General features: G+C 59.3%; 21 protein-coding genes, 1 tRNA gene and 1 pseudogene. 12 read left to right on the top strand and 11 right to left on the bottom strand.

Annotated features, from left to right (window positions below; all coding sequences use genetic code 11):
• The first annotated feature begins 77 nt into the window (after positions 1 to 77).
• A complete protein-coding gene (gene alr / locus SLIT_RS10710; protein WP_013030268.1) occupies positions 78 to 1,139 on the top strand; it encodes an alanine racemase in 1,062 nt (353 codons plus the stop codon).
• Between the two features lie 63 nt (positions 1,140 to 1,202).
• On the opposite strand, the gene SLIT_RS10705 is transcribed toward alr, so the two are convergent.
• Positions 1,203 to 1,865 (bottom strand): YajG family lipoprotein, encoded by a 663-nt coding sequence (locus SLIT_RS10705; protein ID WP_013030267.1) that lies wholly within the window; start codon positions 1,863 to 1,865, stop codon positions 1,203 to 1,205.
• A 110-nt stretch (positions 1,866 to 1,975) separates the two neighbouring features.
• Positions 1,976 to 2,050 (bottom strand) — tRNA-Arg (locus tag SLIT_RS10700).
• Between the two features lie 72 nt (positions 2,051 to 2,122).
• On the opposite strand from SLIT_RS10700, the gene SLIT_RS10695 reads away from it, so the two are divergent.
• Genes SLIT_RS10695 through SLIT_RS10680 form a run of 4 tightly spaced genes read left to right on the top strand, consistent with a single transcriptional unit; the run spans position 2,123 to position 6,219 of the window.
• Positions 2,123 to 2,662, top strand: a complete 540-nt coding sequence (locus SLIT_RS10695; RefSeq protein ID WP_013030266.1) for a peroxiredoxin — start codon at positions 2,123 to 2,125, stop codon at positions 2,660 to 2,662.
• A complete protein-coding gene (locus tag SLIT_RS10690) occupies positions 2,662 to 3,108 on the top strand; it encodes a hypothetical protein (RefSeq protein WP_013030265.1) in 447 nt (148 codons plus the stop codon). The genes SLIT_RS10695 and SLIT_RS10690 overlap by 1 nt, the downstream gene beginning before the upstream one ends.
• Complete coding sequence (locus tag SLIT_RS10685) at positions 3,109 to 5,007, top strand: ATP-binding cassette domain-containing protein (protein ID WP_013030264.1); 1,899 nt, start codon at positions 3,109 to 3,111, stop codon at positions 5,005 to 5,007. It abuts the gene before it with no gap.
• Between the two features lie 9 nt (positions 5,008 to 5,016).
• A complete protein-coding gene (locus SLIT_RS10680) occupies positions 5,017 to 6,219 on the top strand; it encodes a murein transglycosylase domain-containing protein (protein WP_013030263.1) in 1,203 nt (400 codons plus the stop codon).
• Between the two features lie 6 nt (positions 6,220 to 6,225).
• On the opposite strand, the gene SLIT_RS10675 is transcribed toward SLIT_RS10680, so the two are convergent.
• The 8 genes and pseudogenes from SLIT_RS10675 to grpE form a co-directional block, all read right to left on the bottom strand.
• Complete coding sequence (locus SLIT_RS10675) at positions 6,226 to 6,684, bottom strand: cytochrome c (RefSeq protein WP_013030262.1); 459 nt, start codon at positions 6,682 to 6,684, stop codon at positions 6,226 to 6,228.
• Between the two features lie 51 nt (positions 6,685 to 6,735).
• Entirely contained in the window at positions 6,736 to 7,860 is a 1,125-nt protein-coding gene (locus SLIT_RS10670) for a GNAT family N-acetyltransferase (protein WP_013030261.1), read from the bottom strand.
• A gap of 60 nt (positions 7,861 to 7,920) precedes the next feature.
• Positions 7,921 to 8,817 (bottom strand): GIDE domain-containing protein, encoded by an 897-nt coding sequence (locus SLIT_RS10665; RefSeq protein WP_013030260.1) that lies wholly within the window; start codon positions 8,815 to 8,817, stop codon positions 7,921 to 7,923.
• A gap of 39 nt (positions 8,818 to 8,856) precedes the next feature.
• A complete protein-coding gene (locus SLIT_RS10660; protein WP_013030259.1) occupies positions 8,857 to 9,573 on the bottom strand; it encodes a hypothetical protein in 717 nt (238 codons plus the stop codon).
• A gap of 92 nt (positions 9,574 to 9,665) precedes the next feature.
• Complete coding sequence (locus SLIT_RS10655) at positions 9,666 to 10,235, bottom strand: LemA family protein (RefSeq protein WP_013030258.1); 570 nt, start codon at positions 10,233 to 10,235, stop codon at positions 9,666 to 9,668.
• Between the two features lie 87 nt (positions 10,236 to 10,322).
• Positions 10,323 to 11,447 (bottom strand): molecular chaperone DnaJ, encoded by a 1,125-nt coding sequence (gene dnaJ, locus SLIT_RS10650; protein WP_013030257.1) that lies wholly within the window; start codon positions 11,445 to 11,447, stop codon positions 10,323 to 10,325.
• A gap of 64 nt (positions 11,448 to 11,511) precedes the next feature.
• Positions 11,512 to 13,437, bottom strand: a complete 1,926-nt coding sequence (gene dnaK, locus SLIT_RS10645) for a molecular chaperone DnaK (RefSeq protein ID WP_013030256.1) — start codon at positions 13,435 to 13,437, stop codon at positions 11,512 to 11,514.
• An 89-nt stretch (positions 13,438 to 13,526) separates the two neighbouring features.
• Positions 13,527 to 14,063 (bottom strand): annotated as a pseudogene (grpE, locus tag SLIT_RS10640) (nucleotide exchange factor GrpE); the annotation flags it as partial.
• A 108-nt stretch (positions 14,064 to 14,171) separates the two neighbouring features.
• Here grpE and SLIT_RS10635 point away from each other — a divergent pair.
• On the top strand, positions 14,172 to 15,341 hold the full coding sequence (locus SLIT_RS10635) for an MFS transporter (protein ID WP_013030254.1): 1,170 nt from the start codon (positions 14,172 to 14,174) through the stop codon (positions 15,339 to 15,341).
• On the opposite strand, the gene SLIT_RS10630 is transcribed toward SLIT_RS10635, so the two are convergent.
• Positions 15,332 to 15,805 (bottom strand): Lrp/AsnC family transcriptional regulator, encoded by a 474-nt coding sequence (locus SLIT_RS10630; protein WP_013030253.1) that lies wholly within the window; start codon positions 15,803 to 15,805, stop codon positions 15,332 to 15,334. The two genes, SLIT_RS10635 and SLIT_RS10630, sit on opposite strands and share 10 nt — an antisense overlap.
• A 175-nt stretch (positions 15,806 to 15,980) precedes the next feature.
• On the opposite strand from SLIT_RS10630, the gene leuA reads away from it, so the two are divergent.
• The 6 genes from leuA (at position 15,981) to asd (ending at position 22,392) form a co-directional block, all read left to right on the top strand.
• A complete protein-coding gene (gene leuA, locus SLIT_RS10625) occupies positions 15,981 to 17,672 on the top strand; it encodes a 2-isopropylmalate synthase (RefSeq protein ID WP_013030252.1) in 1,692 nt (563 codons plus the stop codon).
• 163 nt (positions 17,673 to 17,835) lie between these two features.
• Positions 17,836 to 19,236, top strand: a complete 1,401-nt coding sequence (gene leuC / locus SLIT_RS10620; protein ID WP_013030251.1) for a 3-isopropylmalate dehydratase large subunit — start codon at positions 17,836 to 17,838, stop codon at positions 19,234 to 19,236.
• A gap of 10 nt (positions 19,237 to 19,246) precedes the next feature.
• On the top strand, positions 19,247 to 19,537 hold the full coding sequence (locus tag SLIT_RS10615) for a hypothetical protein (RefSeq protein WP_013030250.1): 291 nt from the start codon (positions 19,247 to 19,249) through the stop codon (positions 19,535 to 19,537).
• The gene (gene leuD / locus SLIT_RS10610) at positions 19,537 to 20,175 is read left to right on the top strand and encodes a 3-isopropylmalate dehydratase small subunit (protein ID WP_013030249.1); all 639 of its coding nucleotides are present in this window, start codon (positions 19,537 to 19,539) and stop codon (positions 20,173 to 20,175) included. The genes SLIT_RS10615 and leuD overlap by 1 nt, the downstream gene beginning before the upstream one ends.
• Positions 20,176 to 20,201: 26 nt before the next feature.
• Entirely contained in the window at positions 20,202 to 21,266 is a 1,065-nt protein-coding gene (gene leuB, locus SLIT_RS10605) for a 3-isopropylmalate dehydrogenase (protein WP_013030248.1), read from the top strand.
• A gap of 22 nt (positions 21,267 to 21,288) precedes the next feature.
• A complete protein-coding gene (gene asd, locus SLIT_RS10600) occupies positions 21,289 to 22,392 on the top strand; it encodes an aspartate-semialdehyde dehydrogenase (RefSeq protein ID WP_013030247.1) in 1,104 nt (367 codons plus the stop codon).
• Positions 22,393 to 22,417: the final 25 nt, after the last annotated feature.

Genomic DNA, 22,417 nt, shown 5'->3' with positions numbered 1-22,417 from the left:
GAGGACCGGTCTTTTATAACACGAAAATATGAGGCCTGCTATCATTCGCGGCAGTTTAACCGCTCCTGCCTTCACTCATGTCCCGCCCGATACAAGCTCACATCGACCTTTCCGCCCTGCAGAACAATCTGCGCGTGGCGCGCCGCACAGCATCCAGCCGCATCATGGCGGTCATCAAGGCGAACGCCTACGGGCATGGTTTGCTGCGTGTGGCCGAGGCATTGAATGAGGCGGAAGGGTTCGCATTGCTCGATGTGCGCGATGCCATCGCCCTGCGCGAGGCCGGTTTTCGCCAGACCATCCTGCTGCTGGAAGGCTTTTTCGACGCGGAAGAATTGCCGCTGCTGGCCGAATACGAACTGGGCAGCGTCATCCACAGCACCCGGCAGCTGGCCATGCTCGATGCCTGCCCGCGCCGCAACTCGCTGGAGGTGTGGCTCAAGATCAACACCGGCATGAACCGCCTGGGCTTCGCGCCGGAACAGGTTCCCGCAGCGATGGAGAAATTGCGCAAGCACCCGGCGGTACGCGACATCACCCTGATGACGCACTTCTCCCATGCCGACGAGCCGGAAGGTGTCGCCGAGCAACTCGAACTCTTCAAGGGATTGACCGCCGCTTATCGCTTGCCGCGTTCGCTGGCCAATTCCGCTGCACTGTTACGCTATCCGTCCACGCACAGCGAATGGGTGCGGCCCGGCATCATGCTTTACGGCGCATCGCCGTTCGCCGATGCCAGCGCTCAGCAGCTCGGCTTGCGTCCGGTGATGACCTTGACCAGCGAGATCATCTCGGTGCGCGAACTGAAGGCGGGCGACCGCGTCGGCTATGCCGGGCTGTTCCGTGCCGACAAGACGATGCGTATCGGCACGGTGGCCTGCGGTTATGCCGACGGCTATCCGCGCCATGCGCCGACCGGCACGCCGATCCAGGTGAACGGACAGCGCACCCGCACACTGGGGCGCGTCTCGATGGATATGCTGAGTGTCGACCTGAGCGAGATACCGGATGCCGATATCGGCAGTCCCGTCACCTTGTGGGGCACCGGATTGTCGGTGGAAGAGGTGGCGAAGTCGGCAGGAACCATCAGTTACGAGTTGATGTGCGCGCTGACGGCGCGGGTGCCAGTCAAATATTGATGCACAAATGCAACGAGCCGGATGACGCATCGTTCCGTCATCCGGCTCGTTGCAACCTGTCGGTTACGGCAAACCGGCAGCTTTGGCGCTGGCCTGTTCGCGATAGTCCTTCAATGTCTTGTCCACGATCTCTATCCAGGCGCTGTCGGTGACCAGTTGCCGAGAATCTTTCTCGCTCACGCTCACGACCGTCGGCGCTGCTGTTCCACTTATTTCAAGGTCGGTGGTGATATGGCTATTCAGCGTCAGTGCCCAGAAACCGGGTTGGACCCAGGCCCAGAATTGCTTGATATGCACGTCGACTATCATGGGTGACGGGCCTGCTTCGGCTGCGCTGCTCGTCGTCCGGTAGCCTGCCTGCTTGAATGCCGTAGTCAGGTTCTCGCGCACCACGCCAGCCACGGTCTGCCCGTTTTCCAGCAGCACATCGCCCAGCGCCTTGCCGAAACCGCCGCGTTTGCGTCCGATCGCGCGGGCCTTGGTGTCTGCCGATGCGCCATTTGCACCTTCACCGCCCAGGGACGGGGTGCTGGGATCGCTGGGTTCCTGTTCGAATACGCGTTCGTCGGTCACGGAGCGGATCAGGACGACCTTGGACTTGGTGACTGTGTAGTTGGCTGTGTCCATGCCGCCGAGCTTGACCTCGCTGCGGCTGGTGGCGCAGCCGGTCAATACTGCGAGTGCTGCGATCAACATCAGGCTTCTCAACGATACGTTCATTTTCATGGCTTGCCTTTCGCTTAAGTTGAACAAGAAGGTGGATCAGAATTTGACAATCGAACTATAGCCCAACATAACCATAATAAAATAGTGGGATGGTGGCAGTATTGGATGGATGGCGTCCTCGACAGGAATCGAACCTGTAATTGACCCTTAGGAGGGGCCGGTTATATCCATTTAACTACGAGGACAGATGCAGGAGATGCGGCGCGCATTCTAACGTAAAATCCCATCCTCGCTTATCCGGGACGAGGGGTTTCTGTATGAAATGGCTGATCTTGTTCGGTTTGCTGGCTGCTTTTGCCCTGTTGGTGAGCCAGATGGCACGGGCAGGCGAGCTGCCCAAGGTGGGCGAAGCGGCCCCGGACTTCGAGTTGCCCGACCAGAACGGGGTGAAGCACAGCCTGAAGCAATTCTCGGGCAGCTGGCTGGTGCTGTATTTCTATCCCAAGGACGACACGCCGGGCTGCACGCAGGAGGCATGCGCCTTCCGCGACGACCTGCACAAGCTGACGGCCATGGGCGCGCAAGTGGTGGGCATCAGCGTGGACGACAGCACAAGCCATGCAGAATTCGCCAGAAAATACCATCTGCCGTTCCCGCTGCTGGCAGACGGATCCACCGAGGTGGCTGCACGTTATGGCGCGCTGATGGATCTATGGCTGTTCAAGTTTGCCAAACGCTACACTTTCCTGATCGACCCGCAGGGCAGGATCGCCAAGGTGTACGAGAAGGTCGATACCTCGAGACATTCGACAGAGATCATCGAGGATCTGAAGCAGCTGACTATGAAAGGGAAGTGATGAAGTACCCGAATTTGAATACCTTTGCCGCCTGGTTCTTCATGCTGCAGACGCTGGCGATGGGCTGGGTGGCGGCGGCAGGGAATATCCTGCTGGAGCTGCTGGGCGTGTCGACTCATGAAGGCGACATACCGGGGCGCCTGGTCGGTGCCTTGCTGTTGCTGCTGATCGTCTATCTGGTCTGGCATTTCCTGCACGGCTTGCCGCCGCATGGCAAGCCGGGGGGCAACGGTTACAAGATCGGGCACCGGGTGCTGTTGCTGGGAAACCTATTGGCGAGCCTGCTGTTCGTGTTCCACTTTTTCGCCCCTGGTATCGAAAGCTACAACACGCATCTTGTGCTGTACACGTTCACCACCTCGTTCGGTTATTTCGCCATGGGCTGTTTCGCCATCGGCTTCTCGCTCATCTATCAATCCGCTTTGCCGCAGGAAGAAAAACGTTAAATGCCGTATATCACGCTGGATAAAGCCTCGCTGGCTTTTGGTCATGTCGCACTACTGGATCATGTGGATTTTCAACTCGACGAGGGCGAGCGTGTCGGCCTGATCGGGCGCAACGGCGGTGGCAAGTCCAGCCTGCTCAAGGTGCTGGCCGGGCAGGCGCATCTGGACGACGGCACGCTGTGGCGCCAACCGTCCACGCGCATCTGCTACGTCAGCCAGGAACCGGTGCTGGATTCCAATGCCACGGTGTTCGACGAAGTGGCGCGCGGTTTGGGCGAATTGCACCAGATCATCACCGACTATCATCACTTGTCGCACCAGTTGGGCGAGCCGGATGCCGATTACGATAAGCTGCTGGAAGCCATGCAGCCGCTGCAGACCGCGCTGGAAGCGCAGAACGGCTGGGCGGTGCAGGCGCGCATCGAGACCGCCATCCAGCGGCTGGAGCTCGATCCGGAAGCACTGGTGGGCTCGCTCTCCGGCGGCGTGCGCAAGCGCGTGGCGCTGGCGCAGGCGCTGGTGGCCGAGCCGGAAGTATTGATCCTCGACGAGCCGACCAACCACCTCGATTTCTCCTCCATCGAATGGCTGGAAGGTCTGCTGAAAGACTTTCGCGGCAGCGTGCTGCTGGTCACCCACGACCGGCGCTTCCTCGACAACGTCGCCACGCGCATCGTCGAACTCGACCGCGGCAAGCTGGCAAGCTTCCCCGGCAATTTCGCCGCTTACCAGAAGATCAAGGAACGCATGCTGGCCGACGAGGCGGTGGTGAACGCCAAGTTCGACAAGGTGCTGGCGCAGGAAGAGGTGTGGATACGCCAGGGCGTGAAGGCACGGCGCACGCGCAACGAGGGCCGTGTGCTGCGGCTGGAAGCATTGCGGCTGGAGCGTGCCGCGCGGCGCGAGAAGCAGGGCAAGGTCGAGATGAACCTCGACGTGGGCGACCGTTCCGGCAAGCTGGTGGCGGAACTGGAGCATGTAAACAAATCGTTCGGCGCGCGCAAGATCATCGACGATTTCTCCTGCCGCATCCAGCGCGGCGACAAGATCGGCCTGCTCGGCCCCAACGGCGCGGGCAAGAGCACCTTGCTCAAGATCATATTGGGTGAGCAGGCGCCGGATTCCGGCACGGTGAAGCTGGGCACGAAGATCAGCGTGGCCTACTTCGACCAGTTGCGCGCGCAGCTTGACGACAACGCCACGCTGGCGGACACCATCAGCCAGGGTTCGGATTTCATCGAGATCGGCGGCGCCAAGAAGCACGTCATCAGCTACCTCGGCGATTTCCTGTTCGCGCCGGAACGCGCGCGCTCGCCGGTGAAGTCGCTCTCCGGCGGCGAACGCAACCGCCTGCTGCTGGCCCGCCTGTTCACGCGGCCCAGCAACGTGCTGGTGCTGGACGAGCCGACCAATGACCTCGACATCGAGACACTGGAACTGCTGGAAGAGTTGCTGGCACAGTACGACGGCACGCTGTTCCTGGTCAGCCACGACCGCGCCTTCCTCGATAACGTGGTGACGCAAGTAATCGCTTTCGAGGGTGACGGCAAGCTGATGGAATACGTCGGCGGCTACGAGGATTGGGTCAGGGTGAAGAAATTCCAGGCTACGCAGAAAGTGGCGCCGGCCACGCCCGCCAAGCCTGCCGCCAAAGCGCCGGACGAAAAGCCGAAGGCGAACAGCAAGCGCAGCTTCAAGGAGCAGAAAGAGCTGGACGAGATGCCGAAGCGCATTGAGGTGCTGGAGCGCGAGCAGGAAGACATCGCCGCAGCGCTTGGCTCGGGCACCCTGTTTCGCGATAATCCGGCACATGCCAAGCAGTTGCAGGAGCGCGCTGACAAGATCGACGAGGAGTTGTTGGAGTTGATGGCGCGCTGGGAGACGCTGGAGAAAAAATAGGGAGTGCGGATGAAGGTCAAGAGCGGATTGATGTTGGTGACGGCAGGCGCACTTTGCCTGCCGGCATGCACCACGCAGCAGATGATCAGCGTGGCGACGGCGAAGAATCCGGAGCAGGCGCTGAAGAGCATGGCGCAGCGCCGGGTGACGGCGTATCAATACAATCCCACGCTGATCCTTTCCGATATCAGGAAAGCCAAGGCTGAATACGACCGCCTGATGGGCAATGTCGAAAAAGAGAGCGGCGCGAAGTGGGGCAAGAAAGAGTCCCGCGTGCTGGCGAGCCGCACGCGCTATGTGAAGTACACCGAGAACTACAAGAACCGCGTGGTGGTGGATTACGATGCGGGCACCATCCTCATCGAGCAGCTGGACGAGGAGAGCGCAAAGGAGAAATTGCGCAAAGCGGCAGTCGTGGCATTGCTGACGCCGGACGATCCGGGTGCGGTCGACCTGTTCTCGGACAAGGAGATACCTCTCGGAGGCCAGCCCTATCTGCAGGATCTGGTGGTGGACCAGGATAATGTGGTGCTGCAGACACGCGCTGACATCGACCGCTATACCCAGTATCTGGTCGACAGCAGATTGCAGAGCCGCACCATCGATGTCAACGGCGTGAACAAGAAGGTGCTGTACGTGGAGATGCACATGGTGAATGCGCATATGGACCGGCGCGCGCTGCAATATGCAGCCTCGGTGCGCAAGTATTCAGGCGACACCCAGGTCAGCCGCAGCCTGATCTTTGCCATCATCAAGGTCGAGAGTTCGTTCAATCCCTATGCGGTCTCAAGTGTGCCCGCTTACGGCATGATGCAGCTCGTTCCATCGAGCGGCGGACGCGAGGCGTATCGCAAGGCCAAGGGCGAGGACGTGATGCCGAGCAAGGACTATCTGTTCAACGCCGACAACAACATCGAGCTGGGGGCGACCTATCTTGGCGTGCTGCTCAACGACAGCCCGTTGCGCGATATCCGCAATCCCGTATCGCGCGAATACTGCGCCATTGCGGCCTACAACACCGGGCCCAGCAATGTGTTGCGTGCGTTCAGCAAGTTGAGCGGCAAGGCGCGCCAGAACGATGCGCTGGACAGGATCAATTCGATGCGTCCGGACGAGGTGTACGATGCTTTGCGCACCAGGCTGCCTTATGCCGAGACTCGCGGTTACATCGTGAGTGCGGTAGCTGCGAAGAAACGCTATGCCGCGATGTAAGGCTGGCTACTGACGGTAAGTCGCATGGCATTCGACGCAATACTGCATGGTCTTGTTGAGTGAGCGCAACGACGCTTTGATGTCGCCGGTATGCAGCGCATCGCCGAGTTCGTCGCCGCTCCTGTGGAAGGCCAGTCCAAGCTGCTCGAAGTTCTCGTTATTGAACATGCCGCACATCATTTTCATTTCCGGGGTCAAGCCGAGCTTGTCATGCGCGATCTTCGAGGCTTCCTCGAATCTGCCTTCCGCCATCAGGCCGACGATGGATTTGACCGCTACCACATGTTCCCGCATGTTTGACAGCTGATGTTGTTTCATCTGCGGTGATTCGTTCAGCGAGATGCGCGTGTCGATCATGCTCATGTCGTGATGCTTGCCGATTTGCATCATATCGTTCTCGGCAACGGCTGCATTGGCGAGCAGCATGCCAGTCAACGCTATGAATGGAATGGGTAATATCTTCATGAATGCTTCTCCCGTTAAATGAAAATTGTAAGTACGTTCGATGGATTCGCGCTAGTGTTTGAAAGGGTTGCGCTCATTCAGTTCGTCCAGGTATTCCGAGATGGCATGGGTCTCGTTCTGCAGGTAATTCTCCACTGCCCGGGCGAACTGCGGATGTGCCAGCCAATGCGCAGAACGCGTGGTCACCGGCAGGAAGCCGCGCGCCAGTTTGTGCTCGCCTCCTGCGCCGCCTTCAAAGGTCTTGAGATCATGCTTGATGCAGAACTCGATGGCCTGGTAGTAGCAAACCTCGAAATGCAGTCCGGAATGGAATTCGAACGTTCCCCATGAACGCCCGTACAGGGCTTCTTCGGTCTTGTAATTCAGTGCGCTGGCGATGGGTCGGCCTTCGCGCGATGCGATGACCAGCAGGGTGTGCTGCGGCAGTGCGGCGCCGATGCGCTGGAAGAAATCCTCGTTCAGCTGGTGCGGCGAATTGTGCAGACGCAGGGTGTGCAGGTAGCAGGAGGCGAAGAAGGACCACTGTTCCAAAGTGGTGGTTTCTCCGGAGATGCATTGCAGTTCGATGCCGGCCTCTTTCACCTTGCGCCGTTCCTGCTTGATGCGTTTGCGCTTGTCGCGGCTCAGTGTGGACAGGAAATCGTCGAAGTCCCGATAGCCCGGGTTCTGCCAATGGAACTGCACGTCCTGGCGCAGCATCATGCCCTGAGCCTGCGCTTCCAGTGCATCGGCCTCGTTCAGGAACAGGCAATGCAACGAAGAGACGCCGCTGTCCCGAGCATATTGCAAGGCATGATTCAGCAGCAAGCCGCGCGTTTCATCCGATGCTGCCAACAAGCGCCTGCCGCTCACCGGGGTGAATGGAACGGCACAGACCAGCTTGGGGTAATAGCGCAAGCCATTGCGTTGATAGGCATCGGCCCAGGCAAAATCGAACACATGTTCGCCAAAAGAATTCATCTTGAGGTAAAGCGGCATCGCACCCGCAAGAGTTGGCCCCTGCCACAGGGTGATGAATTGCGCCTTCCAGCCGAACTGCGGCATGGCACAGCCGCTTTCCTGCAGCGCAAGGAAGAAGGCGTGGGAAAGCGTCGGATCGCCCCCGGCAAGCGCATCCCATTCTGCTGCTGGAATGTCTGCAATGTCCTCGATGATTTTCAGGGTGGGCTGATCCATATGGCTATTGTAGTGGAGCGCTCACGAATGCGTGGGGAATGCCATGAACAGGCTTCAGGGTTAAGGCTGTCGCGTCAGCCAGGCCAGGACTCCCAACGCGCCGAACAGGATCACGATATGCGCCCAGGCCCAGAGTTTGTAGCGGAGTGCCAGTTTGTCCTGGTCGAGGTTGCTGATGAGGAACAGCCGCCCATCCGGCGGCTTGATCATGAAGTTGATATCGGGTTCGGCGCGAGCCTCATCCAGACGTTTTTCCGCTTCGCGCTTTGCGGCCGATCGCGCCAGCATCCACTCCTGCATGTCGAGCACGCCGTTGTTGTCCAGGTCGAAACGCTTGAGCAGGTCGGCGTTGTCCATCTTCCATTCGGACAGGACCTGCTTCACCAATTCGTCCTGTGTGAGCGTGGTGTTGCTACCGCCAGCAGTCCTGAATTCGCCGAGAGCATAGATCGTGTCGATATCCAGCAGCCTCCATTCGGTGTAGCGGTACTCTCCCGATGTCCAGCTGTCCTTGTGCCGGGTGAGTATCTCGGCACCTTGCGGATCGACCACACATTTTCCGGTATCGTCGTCGACAATGAACGGTGCGCTGTTCTCGCCCTGTTCCTCGGTGTTCCAGCCCTTGTTGTCGCTGCGCTTGCGTTCGAGTTTATAGCGGCACCACAGACAGGGCAGGTTCGAATACCTGGACAGGATAGGCATGCCATGCACTTGGCCTTGCCCGACCAGTTCGACATAGCCCTGAGCAGCGGAGGCGATGCGCGAAGTGGGAGTGCCGCTGATCGCGCGCAGGCGATACAGGGTGGAATACCAGGCGAGCAGGCTGACGAAGGACATGCTGCCCAGGCACCACAGCCAGCCGGTACGCGATTCCAGCTTGAAGCCGACAAGCAGCAGTAATAGTTGCCCGCCGGAAGTGATGAGCTGCGCGTATTCGCGGCGGAGGGTGGTCAGCATCGACGTCCTCTTGGTGTCACGCGCAGCGGAGACGTCAGGTTAGAAACGGAAACCCAGCTTCATGCTGACCGACTGGACGCCGCCGGTTTTGTCGAATTCGGCCGCCAGGTTACTGAAGCCGAGGTTCAGATTCGCTCCGAGGAACACCTTGCCCTGGGTGAAACTTTCCGCAACCAGGCCAGCTACGTTCGGCGTGCTATTGACCCACACCTGGCCGAGGCCGGCATAGGGAGTGAACATGGCAAAACCCTTGGAGATGGAGACATCCAGTCCTTTGGTATCCAGCGAAAGTTGATTCACGCCGCTCAGCTTGGTGAAGGAACCGCGGATCGCGACTGCCGGCTGTGCAAGGCCGCCATCCAGAATGGCGTAGCGCAGTTCGCCGCCGTACAGCGAGATGTTGGTGCTCGGGATCTTGGAATAGAACGCCGCGATATCGATGCCGAACGGCAAGCCCTTGGCGATGTGCAGCTTGGGGATATACAGCTTGCTGATGGTGCTGCCGCCATTGGTGATCTTGCTCCACAGTTGCGAGCTTCTGGACATGTCGGTCTGGGTGACTTCGATGCCCATGTCGAAGCCGGTGGTTCCCAGCGGCGCGGCCGGGGTGATGGGCTTGTAGCTCAAGGCGGCACCAAGGTCCTCGGAAAGCGTCCTGAATTCCGGCTGAACCAGGCTTCCCAGGGTGGTGATGTTGGCCGCCATTACCGGTTGTGCGATACCCAGTGTGCAGAGCAAAACGAGCAGTTTCTTCATGGTACTTTTTCCTGTGTTGTTTAAGAAAATCGGTCGCTCATGCAGCTGCACAAGCGATAAAACCCGGTACTGCGGATCCCGTGCAGCAAACCCTAGCTGAACAGGGACTTCATGTCCACGTCGGCTTTTTCGGCAGTGGAGAATTCCAGCAGCGGTTTTGCGGCATAGGCGAACATGTTGGCGATGAGCACTCCCGGGAACTGTTCGAGGCCGACGTTGTAGATGTTCACCGAATCGTTATACAGCTCACGGCGGTCGGCGATGCCATTCTCCAGCCCGGTGATGCGGGTCTGCAGCTGCATGAAGTTCTGGTTGGTCTTCAGTTCGGGATAGGCTTCGGCTACCGCGAACAGGCCGCCCAGGCTGGTGCGCATCATTCCTTCGGCCTTGCCCAACGCTTCGATATCCTGGCTTTCGCGGGCGGATTGCACCTGGGAGCGTGCGGCGATCACGCGCTGCAAGGTCTCCTGCTCGAACTGTTTGTATTGCTTGCACACCTCGACCAGTTTGGGCAGCTCGTCGTGGCGCTGTTTGAGCAGCACATCGATGTTCGCCCATGCCTTGGAAACCCCGTGCTTGAGGCTGACCAGGTTGTTGTACAAGGTGATGCCGTAGATCAGTACGACGACGCAGATGCCGAGAAGGATTAGCGTGCTACCCATTGCGATGCTCCTTGTGCGAGTTGGACGACGCGGCGAATGATAAACAATTCGCCGCGCCGCTGCACAAGATTGCCAGCTGACTGTTGCTTATTGGCCGAAGAATTCCTTCACCTTGCCCATCCACGATTTGGCGCGCGGGCTGTGGCGGGCGCTGTCCTGCTGGCTGATGGCGTCGAACTCGCGCAGCAGTTCTTTTTGTCGATCGGTCAGATTGGACGGGGTCTCCACCACGACATGGCAATGCAGGTCGCCATGCGTGTGGGTGCGCATGCCCTTGATGCCCTTGCCGCGCAAACGGAACTGCTTGCCGCTCTGCGTCTCGGCCGGGATCTTGATGCGTGCGGCACCGTCCAGCGTGGGGATCTCGATCTCGCCGCCGAGTGCGGCAGTGGCGAAGCTGATCGGCATTTCGCAATGCAGGTCGTCGCCGTCGCGCTGGAACACGCTGTGTTGCTTGATGTGGATCTCCACATACAGGTCGCCGTGCGGCGCGCCGTGGCTGCCGGCTTCGCCATGCCCGCTGTGGCGCAGGCGCATGCCGCTGTCGATACCCGCGGGGATCTTGATCTCCAGCGTCTTCTGTTTCTTCACCCGGCCGGTGCCGTGGCAGTCCTTGCACGGCGAGCTGATCTGCTTGCCGCTGCCGTGACAGCGCGGGCAGGTCTGCTGGACGGAGAAGAAGCCCTGTTGCATGCGCACCTGGCCATGGCCTGCGCAGGTCTGGCAGGTGGTGGCGCTGGTGCCGGGCTTGGCGCCGGAACCGCTGCAGGTCTCGCACTCTTCCATGACCGGGATGCGGATCTGTTTTTCCGCGCCGCGCGCCGCTTCTTCCAGTGTGATCTCCATGTTGTAGCGCAGGTCGGCGCCGCGATGCGCCTGCGAACGTCCGCCGCGACCGCCACCGAAGATGTCGCCGAAGATGTCGCCGAAATCGAAACCCTGCGCTCCGCCGGCGCCGAAGGGATTGCCGCCACCCATGCCGCCGGCTTCGAAGGCAGAGTGACCATACTGGTCGTAAGCCGCGCGCTTCTGCCCGTCGGACAGGGTCTCGTAGGCTTCCTTGGCTTCCTTGAAGTGTTCCTCCGCTTTCGGGTTGTCCGGGTTGCGGTCGGGGTGGTGCTTCATCGCCAGCTTGCGATAAGCCTTTTTTATCTCTTCTTCCGAGGCGTCGCGGTTGACGCCGAGGACTTCGTAGTAGTCGCGCTTGCTCATGTTTTATCCATGTGACGATGGGGCGCATGCGCCCCACCGATTACAACATCAAGAGTGGTGAGTCTTATTTCTTGTCGTCTTTGACTTCGGTGAATTCCGCATCCACCACGTCAGCCTCATCCGCTTTGGCTTCCGGTTGAGCACCGCCTTGGGCGGCCTGCGCCTTGGCCTGTTCGGCGGCATACATCTTCTCACCCAGCTTCTGCGCGGCTGTGGCCAGCGCTTCGGCCTTGGCGTCGATGGCGGCCTTGTCGTCGCCCTTTACCACGCCTTCGGCATCTTTCAGCGCGGCCTCGATGGCGGACTTCTCATCCGCGGACAGTTGCTCGCCATATTCCTTCATCGACTTGTTGGTCGAGTGGATCAGCGCGTCCAGCTGGTTGCGCGAAGTCACCAGTTCCATCGCCTTCTTGTCCTCGTCGGCGTGGGCTTCGGCATCGGCCACCATGCGGTTGATCTCTTCCTCGCTCAGGCCCGAGCTGGCCTTGATGGTGATGTTGGCTTCCTTGTTGGTGGCCTTGTCCTTCGCGCTCACGTGCAGGATGCCGTTGGCGTCGATGTTGAAGGTCACTTCGATCTGCGGCATGCCGCGCGGTGCAGGCGGGATGTCGGCCAGGTTGAATTGTCCCAGGCTCTTGTTGCCGGAGGACATTTCGCGTTCGCCTTGCAGCACGTGGATGGTCACCGCGTTCTGGTTGTCTTCAGCCGTGGAGAACACCTGCGATGCCTTGGTCGGGATCGTGGTGTTCTTCTTGATGAGCTTGGTCATCACGCCGCCCATGGTCTCGATACCCAGAGACAGCGGAGTCACGTCCAGCAGCAGCACGTCTTTCACTTCGCCCTGCAGCACGCCGCCCTGGATCGCTGCACCAACTGCCACGGCTTCGTCCGGGTTCACGTCCTTGCGCGCTTCCTTGCCGAAGAATGCCTTCACTTTTTCCTGCACCATCGGCATGCGGGTCTGGCCGCCGACCAGGATTACGTCGGCGATGTCAGCATTGGACACGCCCGCATCCTTCATCGCGATCTTGCATGGCTCGATGGTGCGTGCGACCAGGTCTTCCACCAGGCTTTCCAGCTTGGCGCGGGTGATCTTCACGGCCAGGTGTTTCGGGCCCGTGGCATCGGCGGTGATGTAGGGCAGGTTCACTTCGGTCTGTTGTGCTGAAGACAGTTCGATCTTGGCTTTTTCCGCCGCGTCTTTCAGGCGCTGCAAGGCCAGCATGTCCTTCTTCAGGTCGACGCCGCTTTCCTTCTTGAATTCTTCCACCAGGAACTCGATTACGCGCATGTCGAAGTCTTCGCCGCCGAGGAAGGTGTCGCCGTTGGTGGACATCACTTCGAACTGGTGTTCGCCGTCGATTTCGGCGATGTCGATGATGGAGATGTCGAAGGTGCCGCCGCCCAAGTCATACACCGCGATCTTGCGGTCGCCTTCCTGTTTGTCCAGACCGAACGCCAGCGCTGCCGCAGTCGGCTCGTTGATGATGCGTTTCACTTCCAGGCCGGCGATGCGGCCCGCGTCCTTGGTGGCCTGGCGCTGCGAGTCGTTGAAATACGCGGGAACGGTGATGACGGCCTCGGTGACTGGCTCGCCCAGATAGTCCTCGGCGGTCTTCTTCATCTTGGCCAGCACTTGCGCGGAGATTTCCGGAGCGGAGATTTCCTTGTCGCGCACCTTCACCCAGGCGTCGCCGTTCTTGGCCTTGACGATGGAGTAGGGAACCATATTGATGTCTTTTTGCACCATCGGCTCTTCGAAGCGGCGGCCGATCAGGCGCTTCACACCGTACAGGGTGTTCTTGGGATTGGTCACGGCCTGGCGCTTGGCGGGCGCGCCCACCAGCACTTCACCATCTTCCATGTAGGCGATGATGGACGGGGTGGTGCGAGCGCCTTCGGCGTTCTCGATCACCTTGGTCTTGCCGTTTTCCATGATGGCCACGCAGGAGTTGGTCGTGCCCAGGTCGATACCGATGATTTTTCCCATGATGCTTTCCTTTCAGTTGAATACGTAAGTGTTAATTCTGTTGTTGCCTTGCCGCCTAACATCAGGGCGACATTGGATATTTCAAGTGCCTATTCTTTGGCTTTGGCTACCATGACCAAGGCGGGGCGCAGCACGCGGTCGTTCAGGCTGTAACCCTTTTGCATCACGTTGACCACGGTGTTGGCCGGCTGGTCGCTGTCGATCATGCCGATGGCCTGGTGCTTGTGCGGGTCCAGCTTCTCGCCGACCGGGTTGATTTCCTTGATGTTGAACTTGTCGAACACGCTGGAGAGCTGCTTCAGCGTCAGTTCCATGCCGCTCTTGAAGCTTTCTATATTTTCAGTTTGCACGGCCATGCCAGCTTCCAGGCTGTCCTTCACTGCCAGCATCTCGTTGGAAAAACGCTCCACGGCGAACTTCTGCGCCTTGCTCACGTCCTCGGCAGCGCGGCGGCGGATGTTCTCGCCTTCGGCCTTGGCATACATCCAGGCATCGTAGTGTTCCTGGGCCTTGAGCTCGGCTGCTTTCAGCATTTCCTCCAGGCTGGGCGTGGTATCTGCCGCGCCGGCACCGGCTTGCGGTTGCTCGTTCTGAGGGGTGTTCTCGTTTTGCTCCATGCGACTCTCCTGTTTTCGACTTGGGACTTATTGGGGCAGGGTTTCGGATTTCAAGGGCCAAGGCGGAAATTATTTTCCGGCGTGCGATAATGCGCGCCGCTAAGCCGTTTTCCTGACATGCTGAACTCCAAGAATTATCACTGGCGCATCGCCGGTTTCTATTTTTTCTATTACGCCTTCGTGGGGATGTTTGCGCCCTACTGGAGTCTGTATCTCAAGTCCATCCACTTCGACGTCATCGAGATTTCCATACTGATGTCGATCCAGCCGGTGATGCGCATGGTTGCCCCCGGCATCTGGGGCTGGCTGGCTGACCACACGGGCAAGCGGCTGATGGTTGTGCAGGCGGCAGCCGGGCTGAGTGTGCTGTTTTATCTGGGTGTGTTCGCCACCACCAGTTTCTGGGGCTTGTTTCTGGTGCTGGCTTTGATGAGCTTTTTCTGGAGCGCTTCGATGCCGCTGGTGGAGGCGACCACGCTCAGCTATCTGGGCAAGAACACCGAGAATTACGGACGCATCCGTTCCTGGGGATCCATCGGTTTTATTCTCACCGTGGTGGGGCTGGGTTTCGCCTTCGACTATATTGCCATCGCCTGGCTGTTGTGGGCGGGGCTGGTGTGCGAACTCGGCATCCTGATGTTTGCGCGCCAGTTGCCCAGCACTGATGTGCTGGCGCATCACACCGACCACCAGCCGATCCGCCAGATCGTGTTGCAGCCGCGCGTGCTGGCCTTGTTCGGCGCGTGCTTCCTGATGTCGGTCGCGCATGGTCCGTACTACACCTTCTATTCCATCTATCTGGTCGAGCACGGCTACTCCAAGAGCGCGGTAGGCGGGTTATGGGCGCTGGGGGTCATCTGCGAGATCGGCGTGTTCTTCCTGATGCCGGCGTTAGCCAACCGCTTCGGCTTTACCCGCATCCTGCTGGCCAGTTTTGGTGCTGCGGTACTGCGTTTCCTGCTGATAGGGTGGGCGGTGGACTGGGTGGTGCTGCTGTTGTTTGCCCAGATGCTGCACGCGCTTACCTTTGGCGCGTTTCATGCCAGTTCCCTGGGTCTTGTGCACCAGTTCTTTCAAGGCAAGCATCAATCCAGGGGGCAGGCGCTCTATGGAAGCGTTTCCTATGGTGCGGGCGGCATGCTGGGAGGTTTGGCGAGCGGCCCCATCTGGCAACACTGGGGCGCATCGGCGTTGTATTCATTCAGCGCGGGAATGGCGTTTCTGGGGCTGTTGCTGATGTGGTGGAAGCTGCGCAACGCGGCGCATGGTGTGTTGACTCAGGCCTGAGTTCCTAGCGGTAACGCTGTCTTGTCCACCACACGGCGCAAGACGAAGCTGCTGTGCACGCCGGTGACCCCTTCGATGCGGGTGATGCGGTTGAGCAATAGCTCCTGGTATGCATCCATGTCCTTTACCACCACCTTGAGCTGGTAGTCGGCATCCTGCCCGGTGATGAGCAGGCATTCCAGTACATCCGGAATCTCCAGTACTTTAGCCTCGAAGTTGCCCAACCGTTCGGGGGTATGCCGGTCCATCGAGATCAGGATCAGTGCCATCAGCGACAAACCAAGTTTTTTTGCGTCGAGCAGCGCCCGGTATCCGGTGATCAGTCCCGATTCTTCCAGTGCATGCAGACGCCGCAGGCAGGGCGACGGCGTGAGGCTGATGCGGTCGGCCAGATCCTGGTTGCTGATGCGCCCATCCTGTTGAAGGATCTCCAATATCTGCAGATCGTAGCGATCGAGTTGCATAAGATTCTGTTAAATTTCATTATGATGATAGATAGTTTTAATCATAACTGAAATTTACGCAATATTATTGCTGATAATCTTGGATTTTTGATGAAATACGCAAGCATCTGCCAGAGGGTTGCTCCTAAGATTCTGTTCATCGAGTCGTTGACCCGTCACTCAAGGAGCCCAAGCCATGTTGCAGCATCCCGAAACCAAATACAGGCCATTCCCGCCGATCGATCTTGCCGAACGTCAATGGCCTAACCGCACCATCACTCGTCCGCCGATCTGGATGAGTACCGATCTGCGCGATGGCAATCAGTCGCTGTTCGAGCCGATGAATGGCGAACGCAAGATGCGCATGTTCCGCATGTTGTGCGAGATCGGTTTCAAGGAGATCGAGGTCGCCTTTCCATCGGCCTCCGCCACCGATTTCAATTTTGTGCGCGAGCTTATCGAAGGTGGCCATATTCCCGAGGATGTCACCATCGAGGTGCTGACGCAGGCGCGCGAGCACCTGATCCGCCGCACCATGGAATCGCTCAAGGGGGCGCGACACGCCATCGTGCATGTGTACAACCCCATTTCGAAGACGTTTCGCGATGTCGTTTTCGGCATGAGCAAGGCGGAGGTCGTGGACATGGCGGTGTCGGCCGTGAAGCTGATCAAGCAATTGGCTGCCGAACAGCCGGAAACGCAATGGGTGCTCGAATACAGCCCGGAGACCTTCACTGCCGCCGAACTGGATTTCTCGCTCGAGATATGCGACGCCGTGACCGCAGCCTGGGGTGCGACGCCCCATAACAAGGTCATCCTCAATCTGCCGACCACCGTGGAAGTCGCCACGCCAAACGTGTATGCCGACCAGATCGAATGGATGCACCGCCATCTCGCACGGCGCGACAGCGTCATCCTCAGCCTGCACACGCATAATGACCGCGGTACTGCCGTCGCTTCCACCGAACTCGCTTTGATGGCGGGCGCCGACCGTGTCGAGGGTTGTCTTTTCGGTAACGGTGAACGTACCGGCAACGTGGACATCGTGACGCTGGCCATGAATCTCTACACGCAGGGGATAGCTCCCGGACTGGATTTTTCCGACATCAACGCTGTCGCGCGCACGGTCGAGTATTGCAACCAGTTGCCGATCCACCCGCGCCATCCTTATGTCGGCGACCTGGTGTTCACGGCCTTTTCCGGATCGCACCAGGATGCGATCAGGAAGGGTTTTGCCGCGCAGCAGCCTGGCGCGTTGTGGAACGTGCCCTACCTGCCGGTCGACCCGAAGGATGTCGGGCGCAGCTACGACTCGGTGATCCGTGTGAACAGCCAGTCCGGCAAGGGCGGCATCGCCTATCTGCTGGAGACGGAATACGGTGTCGTCATGCCGCGCCGCCTGCAGGTGGAGTTCTCGGGCGTGGTGCAGCAGCATGCCGACAGCCACGGCGGCGAGATCAGCGCGGCCGAGATCTGGCAGTTGTTCGCGGCGACCTATCTCGACACGGTTGAGCCGGTGCGTTACCGTGAACACCACCTGTTCGAACATGGCGCAGCACAGGGCATCCGCCTGAATGTGGAAATCCATGGCACTTCGCATTTGCTCGTGGGCGAAGGCAACGGCCCCATCGATGCTGCGGTTCACGCCTTGCAAGGTATCGGCATCAAGGTTCAGGTGCGCAGCTATGAAGAGCGTTCGATGGGTGCCAGCGGAGAGGCGGGAGATGCCCGAGCCTGCGCCTTCATGGAGATCGCCAGCCCGGAAAACAATGCCGATTGCTATGGCGTGGGCCTGGACGCGAACATCGTGACCGCCTCGATCAGGGCGCTGGTGAGCGGCGTCAATCGGGCCGGGCTGTCCCTCCGAGATGGCCTGCGGGCGGCGTAGTTCCCGGATGGGAATCAAGGTGTCTGGCCAAAATGGTTTCTTGATCGCAGGGCTTGATGAGCCTTGAATGGATCGCCGTTCCGCAAGTATCGCGGAGAGATAGGCGCGGTTTGGGATGGCGCGGCGGCTGTGGCATAATCGCTTGCTCAATCGAGGTGCAGCAATGAACGCAAAAACTTTATACGACAAACTCTGGGACAGTCATGTGGTGCGGCAGGAAGCCGATGGCACCGTGCTGTTGTACATCGATCGTCACTTGGTGCATGAAGTGACCAGCCCGCAGGCCTTCGAAGGCCTGAAACTGGCGCATCGCGGCTTGTGGCGTACGGACTCCATCCTGGCGGTGGCGGATCACAACGTGCCGACCACGAACCGTGCGGCGGGTATCGCCGATCCGGTCTCGCGTTTGCAGGTGGATACGCTCGATGCCAACTGTGCCGAGTTCAAGGTGACCGAATTCAAGATGAACGATGTGCGTCAGGGCATCGTGCACGTGATCGGCCCGGAGCAGGGCGCGACCTTGCCGGGCATGACGGTGGTATGCGGCGATTCGCATACCAGTACGCATGGTGCGTTCGCCGCGCTGGCTCACGGTATCGGCACCTCCGAGGTCGAGCATGTGATGGCGACACAATGCCTGATGGCCAAGAAATCGAGATCCATGCTGGTCAGAGTGGAAGGGGCGCTCGGCAACGGCGTGACCGCGAAAGACGTCGCGCTGGCAGTGATCGGCAAGATCGGCACGGCTGGCGGTACGGGTTACGCGATCGAATTCGCAGGCGCTGCGATCCGTGCCTTGAGCATGGAAGGCCGCATGACCTTGTGCAACATGGCCATCGAGGCGGGTGCACGTGCCGGGATGGTGGCAGCGGACGATACGACGTTCGCATACATCAAGGGGCGTCCGTTCGCGCCGCAGGGCGAGCAATGGGACAAGGCGGTAGCCTATTGGCGCACCTTGCACAGCGATGAGGGGGCGAAGTTCGACACGGTGGTGGAGCTGGATGCATCGCAGATCAGGCCGCAAGTGACCTGGGGAACTTCGCCCGAGATGGTGGTGTCGGTAGACGGGTGTGTGCCCGATCCGTCGGCTGTGCCTGATCCGGTCAAGCGCGGCGACTGGGAGCGCGCCTTGCAGTACATGGGGCTGAAGGCGAATACCCTCATCACCGATATTCGGGTCGACAAGGTGTTCATCGGCTCCTGCACCAACGCCCGTATCGAAGACATGCGTGCGGCAGCGGCTGTGATCAGGGGCGGCAAGGTCGCTCCGAATGTGAAGCTGGCAATGGTGGTGCCGGGTTCCGGCCTGGTGAAGCAGCAGGCAGAGCGCGAAGGTCTGGACAAGGTGTTCATCGCAGCAGGGTTCGAATGGCGCGATCCCGGCTGTTCGATGTGCCTGGCGATGAACGACGACAAGCTTGCTCCGGGCGAACGCTGTGCGGCGACTTCGAACCGCAATTTCGAGGGACGCCAGGGGCAGGGCGGGCGTACACATCTGGTCAGTCCGGAGATGGCGGCAGCCGCCGCGATCGCCGGGCATTTCGTGGATGTCAGTCGATAGGAGTGGTGACGTGAAAAAATCAATTGTGTTGATATCGTTGTTGCTGGGCGCATTTCTGATGCAGGGTGTATTGGCGCAGGAAGAGGAATCCAGGAAGGAAAGCACTTCCGAGCGCGTAGGCGACAGCGTGAAAAAAGGCGGCGAGGCGGCTGGTCGCGGTATTGAAAAGGGTGGCGAGGTGGTGGGTCATGGTCTCAAGAAAGGCGGCGAAGCCACCGTCAAGGGACTCAAGAAAGCTGGCGAATGGGTCGGCAAGGAGCTGGAAATTGGCGGGGAAAAATTACAGAAGGCGACCAAGTGATGCGTAAATTCACCTTGCTGGATGGATTGGTCGCTCCGTTGGACAGGGCCAACGTGGATACCGATGCGATCATTCCCAAGCAGTTCCTGAAATCGATCAAGCGTTCCGGTTTCGGCCCCAATGCGTTCGACGAATGGCGTTATCTCGACCATGGCGAGCCGGGCATGGACAACAGCAAGCGACCGCTCAACAAGGACTTCGTGCTGAACCAGCCGCGCTATCAGGGGGCGGAGATACTGCTGGCGCGCGAAAACTTCGGCTGTGGTTCCTCGCGCGAACATGCGCCGTGGGCGCTGGAGGACTATGGTTTCAGGGTTATCATAGCGCCGAGCTACGCCGATATTTTTTTCAACAACTGTTTCAAGAACGGTCTGTTGCCGATCAAACTCGATGCGGCGACAGTCGATGTGCTGTTCAAGGCAGTGGAAGCAGGCGCGGGTTACAAGCTGAAGGTCGACCTGGAACGGCAAGTCATCACTGCTCCGGACGGTGCCGCGTACAAGTTCGAAGTGGATTCTTTCCGCAAGCATTGTCTGTTGAACGGGCTGGACGACATCGGCCTGACCTTGCAGCATGTGGATGACATCAAGGAATTCGAAACGAAGCATCGTGCCGCACAGCCGTGGCTGTTTGCTTGATTTATTTAACCTGATTGGAAGAAGAGATGAAGATCGCAGTATTGCCGGGTGACGGTATCGGTCCGGAGATCGTGGCGCAAGCGGTGAAAGTGCTGGAAGCGTTGCGCAGTGACGGCTTGAAGATCGAGATGGAGCATGCGCACATCGGAGGGGCTGGTTACGATGCGGCAAAGGATCCGCTGCCGGAAGCGACGCTGGATCTGTCCAAGGCATCCGACGCGGTGTTGCTCGGAGCCGTGGGCGGTTACCAGTATGACAACTTGCCGCGTCCGATGCGTCCGGAACAAGGCCTGTTGCGCATCCGCAAGGGCCTTGGGCTGTTCGCCAACCTGCGTCCGGCGATGGTGTATCCGGAGCTGGTGAATGCCTCGACGCTGCGCTCGGATATCGTATCCGGCCTGGACATCATGATCCTGCGCGAACTGACCGGCGATATCTACTTTGGCCAGCCGCGCGGCATCCGCACACTGGAGAATGGCGAACGCCAGGGCTTCGACACCATGCACTACAGCGAATCGGAAGTGCGCCGAGTGGCGCATGTCGGTTTCCAGATCGCGATGAAGCGCAACAAAAAACTGTGCTCGGTAGACAAGGCCAATGTGCTGGATACCAGCATGTTCTGGCGCGAGATCGTCACCGAAGTGGCGAAGGAATATCCGCAAGTGGCGCTGTCACACATGTATGTGGACAATGCGGCGATGCAACTGGTGCGGGCACCCAAACAGTTCGACGTGATCCTGACCGGCAATATCTTCGGCGATATCCTGTCGGACGAGGCGTCGATGCTGACCGGATCCATCGGCATGTTGCCGTCTGCATCGCTGGACGAGAGCAACAAGGGCTTGTATGAGCCGTGCCACGGTTCCGCGCCGGATATCGCCGGCAAGGACATCGCCAATCCGCTGGCGACCATCCTGTCGGTGGCGATGATGATGCAATACAGTTTCGGACGTGCCGATATCGCGCAGCGCATCGAGGCGGCAGTGCGCAAGGTGCTGCAGCAAGGCCTGCGCACCGGCGATATCTACGAAGAAGGCAAGCAGAAGGTCGGCTGTGCCGCGATGGGCGATGCAGTGGTCGCCGCGCTTTGATTTGGAAGGCTAGGGAAGAGTCATGAAAGTAGGTTTGATCGGTTGGCGCGGAATGGTCGGGTCGGTGCTCATGCAGCGCATGCGTGAAGAAAAGGACTTCGATCTGATCGACGCGGTATTCTTTACCACCTCGAATGCTGGCGGCGAAGCGCCAGCTGAGGGTCGTGGCGTGCGCCTGAAAGATGCGCACGACTTGAACGAGCTGAAGGCGATGGATGCCATCATCTCCTGCCAGGGCGGCGATTACACCACCGAGATATTTCCCAGATTGCGTGCTGCTGGCTGGCAGGGTTACTGGATCGATGCAGCTTCCACGCTGCGTATGGAAAAGGATGCGGTCATCATCCTCGACCCGGTGAATCTCGACCTGATCAAGAGTTCGCTGGCGAGCGGCGGCAAGAATTTCATCGGTGGCAATTGCACCAACAGCATATTGCTGATGGGATTGGGGGGCTTGTTCCATGCGGGTCTGGTGGAGTGGGTTTCGTCCATGACCTATCAGGCTGCAAGCGGCGCGGGAGCCCAGAACATGCGCGAACTGCTCAACCAGATGGGGATGGCCTATGCGTCGGTTGCTGACCTGCTGGCCGACCCGAAGTCGGCCATTCTGGAGATCGATCGCCGTTTGGCGGATAAGCTGCGCTCGGCTGAAATGCCAACCGAGAATTTCGGCGCGCCGCTTGCGGGCAGTCTGATTCCATGGATCGACAAGCAACTCGATAACGGTCAGTCCAAGGAGGAATGGAAAGGGCAGGCCGAGGTCAACAAGATCCTGGGAACAACGCAACGCATTCCGGTGGATGGTCTTTGTGTGCGCATCGGTGCGATGCGCTGCCACAGCTTGGCGCTGACACTTAAATTGAAGAAGGATGTTCCGCTTGCCGAGATCGAGACGCACATCAAGGGTGGCAATCCCTGGGTCAAGTTCGTGCCGAACCAGCGCGAGATCTCCGTGCGCGAACTGACCCCGGTTGCCGTGACCGGCAAGCTGGATGTGGCGGTCGGACGTGTGCGCAAAATGGAGCTGGGGCCGGAGTATGTAAGCGCCTTCGTCTGTGGCGATCAATTGCTATGGGGTGCGGCAGAACCGTTGCGCCGCATGCTGCGCATCCTGTTAGGCAAGTAGTTCGACAAGGTAAATCCGGTTTTTA

The sequence above is a fragment of the Sideroxydans lithotrophicus ES-1 genome, assembly GCF_000025705.1.
Classification (GTDB): domain Bacteria; phylum Pseudomonadota; class Gammaproteobacteria; order Burkholderiales; family Gallionellaceae; genus Sideroxyarcus; species Sideroxyarcus lithotrophicus.
This window is presented reverse-complemented; position numbering and strand designations above follow the sequence as displayed.

Coding starts and splice junctions, on each gene's coding strand:
- alr (WP_013030268.1), top strand. CDS start 78: ATGTCCCGCCCGATACAAGCTCACATCGACCTTTCCGCCCTGCAGAAC.
- SLIT_RS10705 (WP_013030267.1), bottom strand. CDS start 1,865: ATGAAAATGAACGTATCGTTGAGAAGCCTGATGTTGATCGCAGCACTC.
- SLIT_RS10695 (WP_013030266.1), top strand. CDS start 2,123: ATGAAATGGCTGATCTTGTTCGGTTTGCTGGCTGCTTTTGCCCTGTTG.
- SLIT_RS10690 (WP_013030265.1), top strand. CDS start 2,662: ATGAAGTACCCGAATTTGAATACCTTTGCCGCCTGGTTCTTCATGCTG.
- SLIT_RS10685 (WP_013030264.1), top strand. CDS start 3,109: ATGCCGTATATCACGCTGGATAAAGCCTCGCTGGCTTTTGGTCATGTC.
- SLIT_RS10680 (WP_013030263.1), top strand. CDS start 5,017: ATGAAGGTCAAGAGCGGATTGATGTTGGTGACGGCAGGCGCACTTTGC.
- SLIT_RS10675 (WP_013030262.1), bottom strand. CDS start 6,684: ATGAAGATATTACCCATTCCATTCATAGCGTTGACTGGCATGCTGCTC.
- SLIT_RS10670 (WP_013030261.1), bottom strand. CDS start 7,860: ATGGATCAGCCCACCCTGAAAATCATCGAGGACATTGCAGACATTCCA.
- SLIT_RS10665 (WP_013030260.1), bottom strand. CDS start 8,817: ATGCTGACCACCCTCCGCCGCGAATACGCGCAGCTCATCACTTCCGGC.
- SLIT_RS10660 (WP_013030259.1), bottom strand. CDS start 9,573: ATGAAGAAACTGCTCGTTTTGCTCTGCACACTGGGTATCGCACAACCG.
- SLIT_RS10655 (WP_013030258.1), bottom strand. CDS start 10,235: ATGGGTAGCACGCTAATCCTTCTCGGCATCTGCGTCGTCGTACTGATC.
- dnaJ (WP_013030257.1), bottom strand. CDS start 11,447: ATGAGCAAGCGCGACTACTACGAAGTCCTCGGCGTCAACCGCGACGCC.
- dnaK (WP_013030256.1), bottom strand. CDS start 13,437: ATGGGAAAAATCATCGGTATCGACCTGGGCACGACCAACTCCTGCGTG.
- SLIT_RS10635 (WP_013030254.1), top strand. CDS start 14,172: ATGCTGAACTCCAAGAATTATCACTGGCGCATCGCCGGTTTCTATTTT.
- SLIT_RS10630 (WP_013030253.1), bottom strand. CDS start 15,805: ATGCAACTCGATCGCTACGATCTGCAGATATTGGAGATCCTTCAACAG.
- leuA (WP_013030252.1), top strand. CDS start 15,981: ATGTTGCAGCATCCCGAAACCAAATACAGGCCATTCCCGCCGATCGAT.
- leuC (WP_013030251.1), top strand. CDS start 17,836: ATGAACGCAAAAACTTTATACGACAAACTCTGGGACAGTCATGTGGTG.
- leuD (WP_013030249.1), top strand. CDS start 19,537: ATGCGTAAATTCACCTTGCTGGATGGATTGGTCGCTCCGTTGGACAGG.
- leuB (WP_013030248.1), top strand. CDS start 20,202: ATGAAGATCGCAGTATTGCCGGGTGACGGTATCGGTCCGGAGATCGTG.
- asd (WP_013030247.1), top strand. CDS start 21,289: ATGAAAGTAGGTTTGATCGGTTGGCGCGGAATGGTCGGGTCGGTGCTC.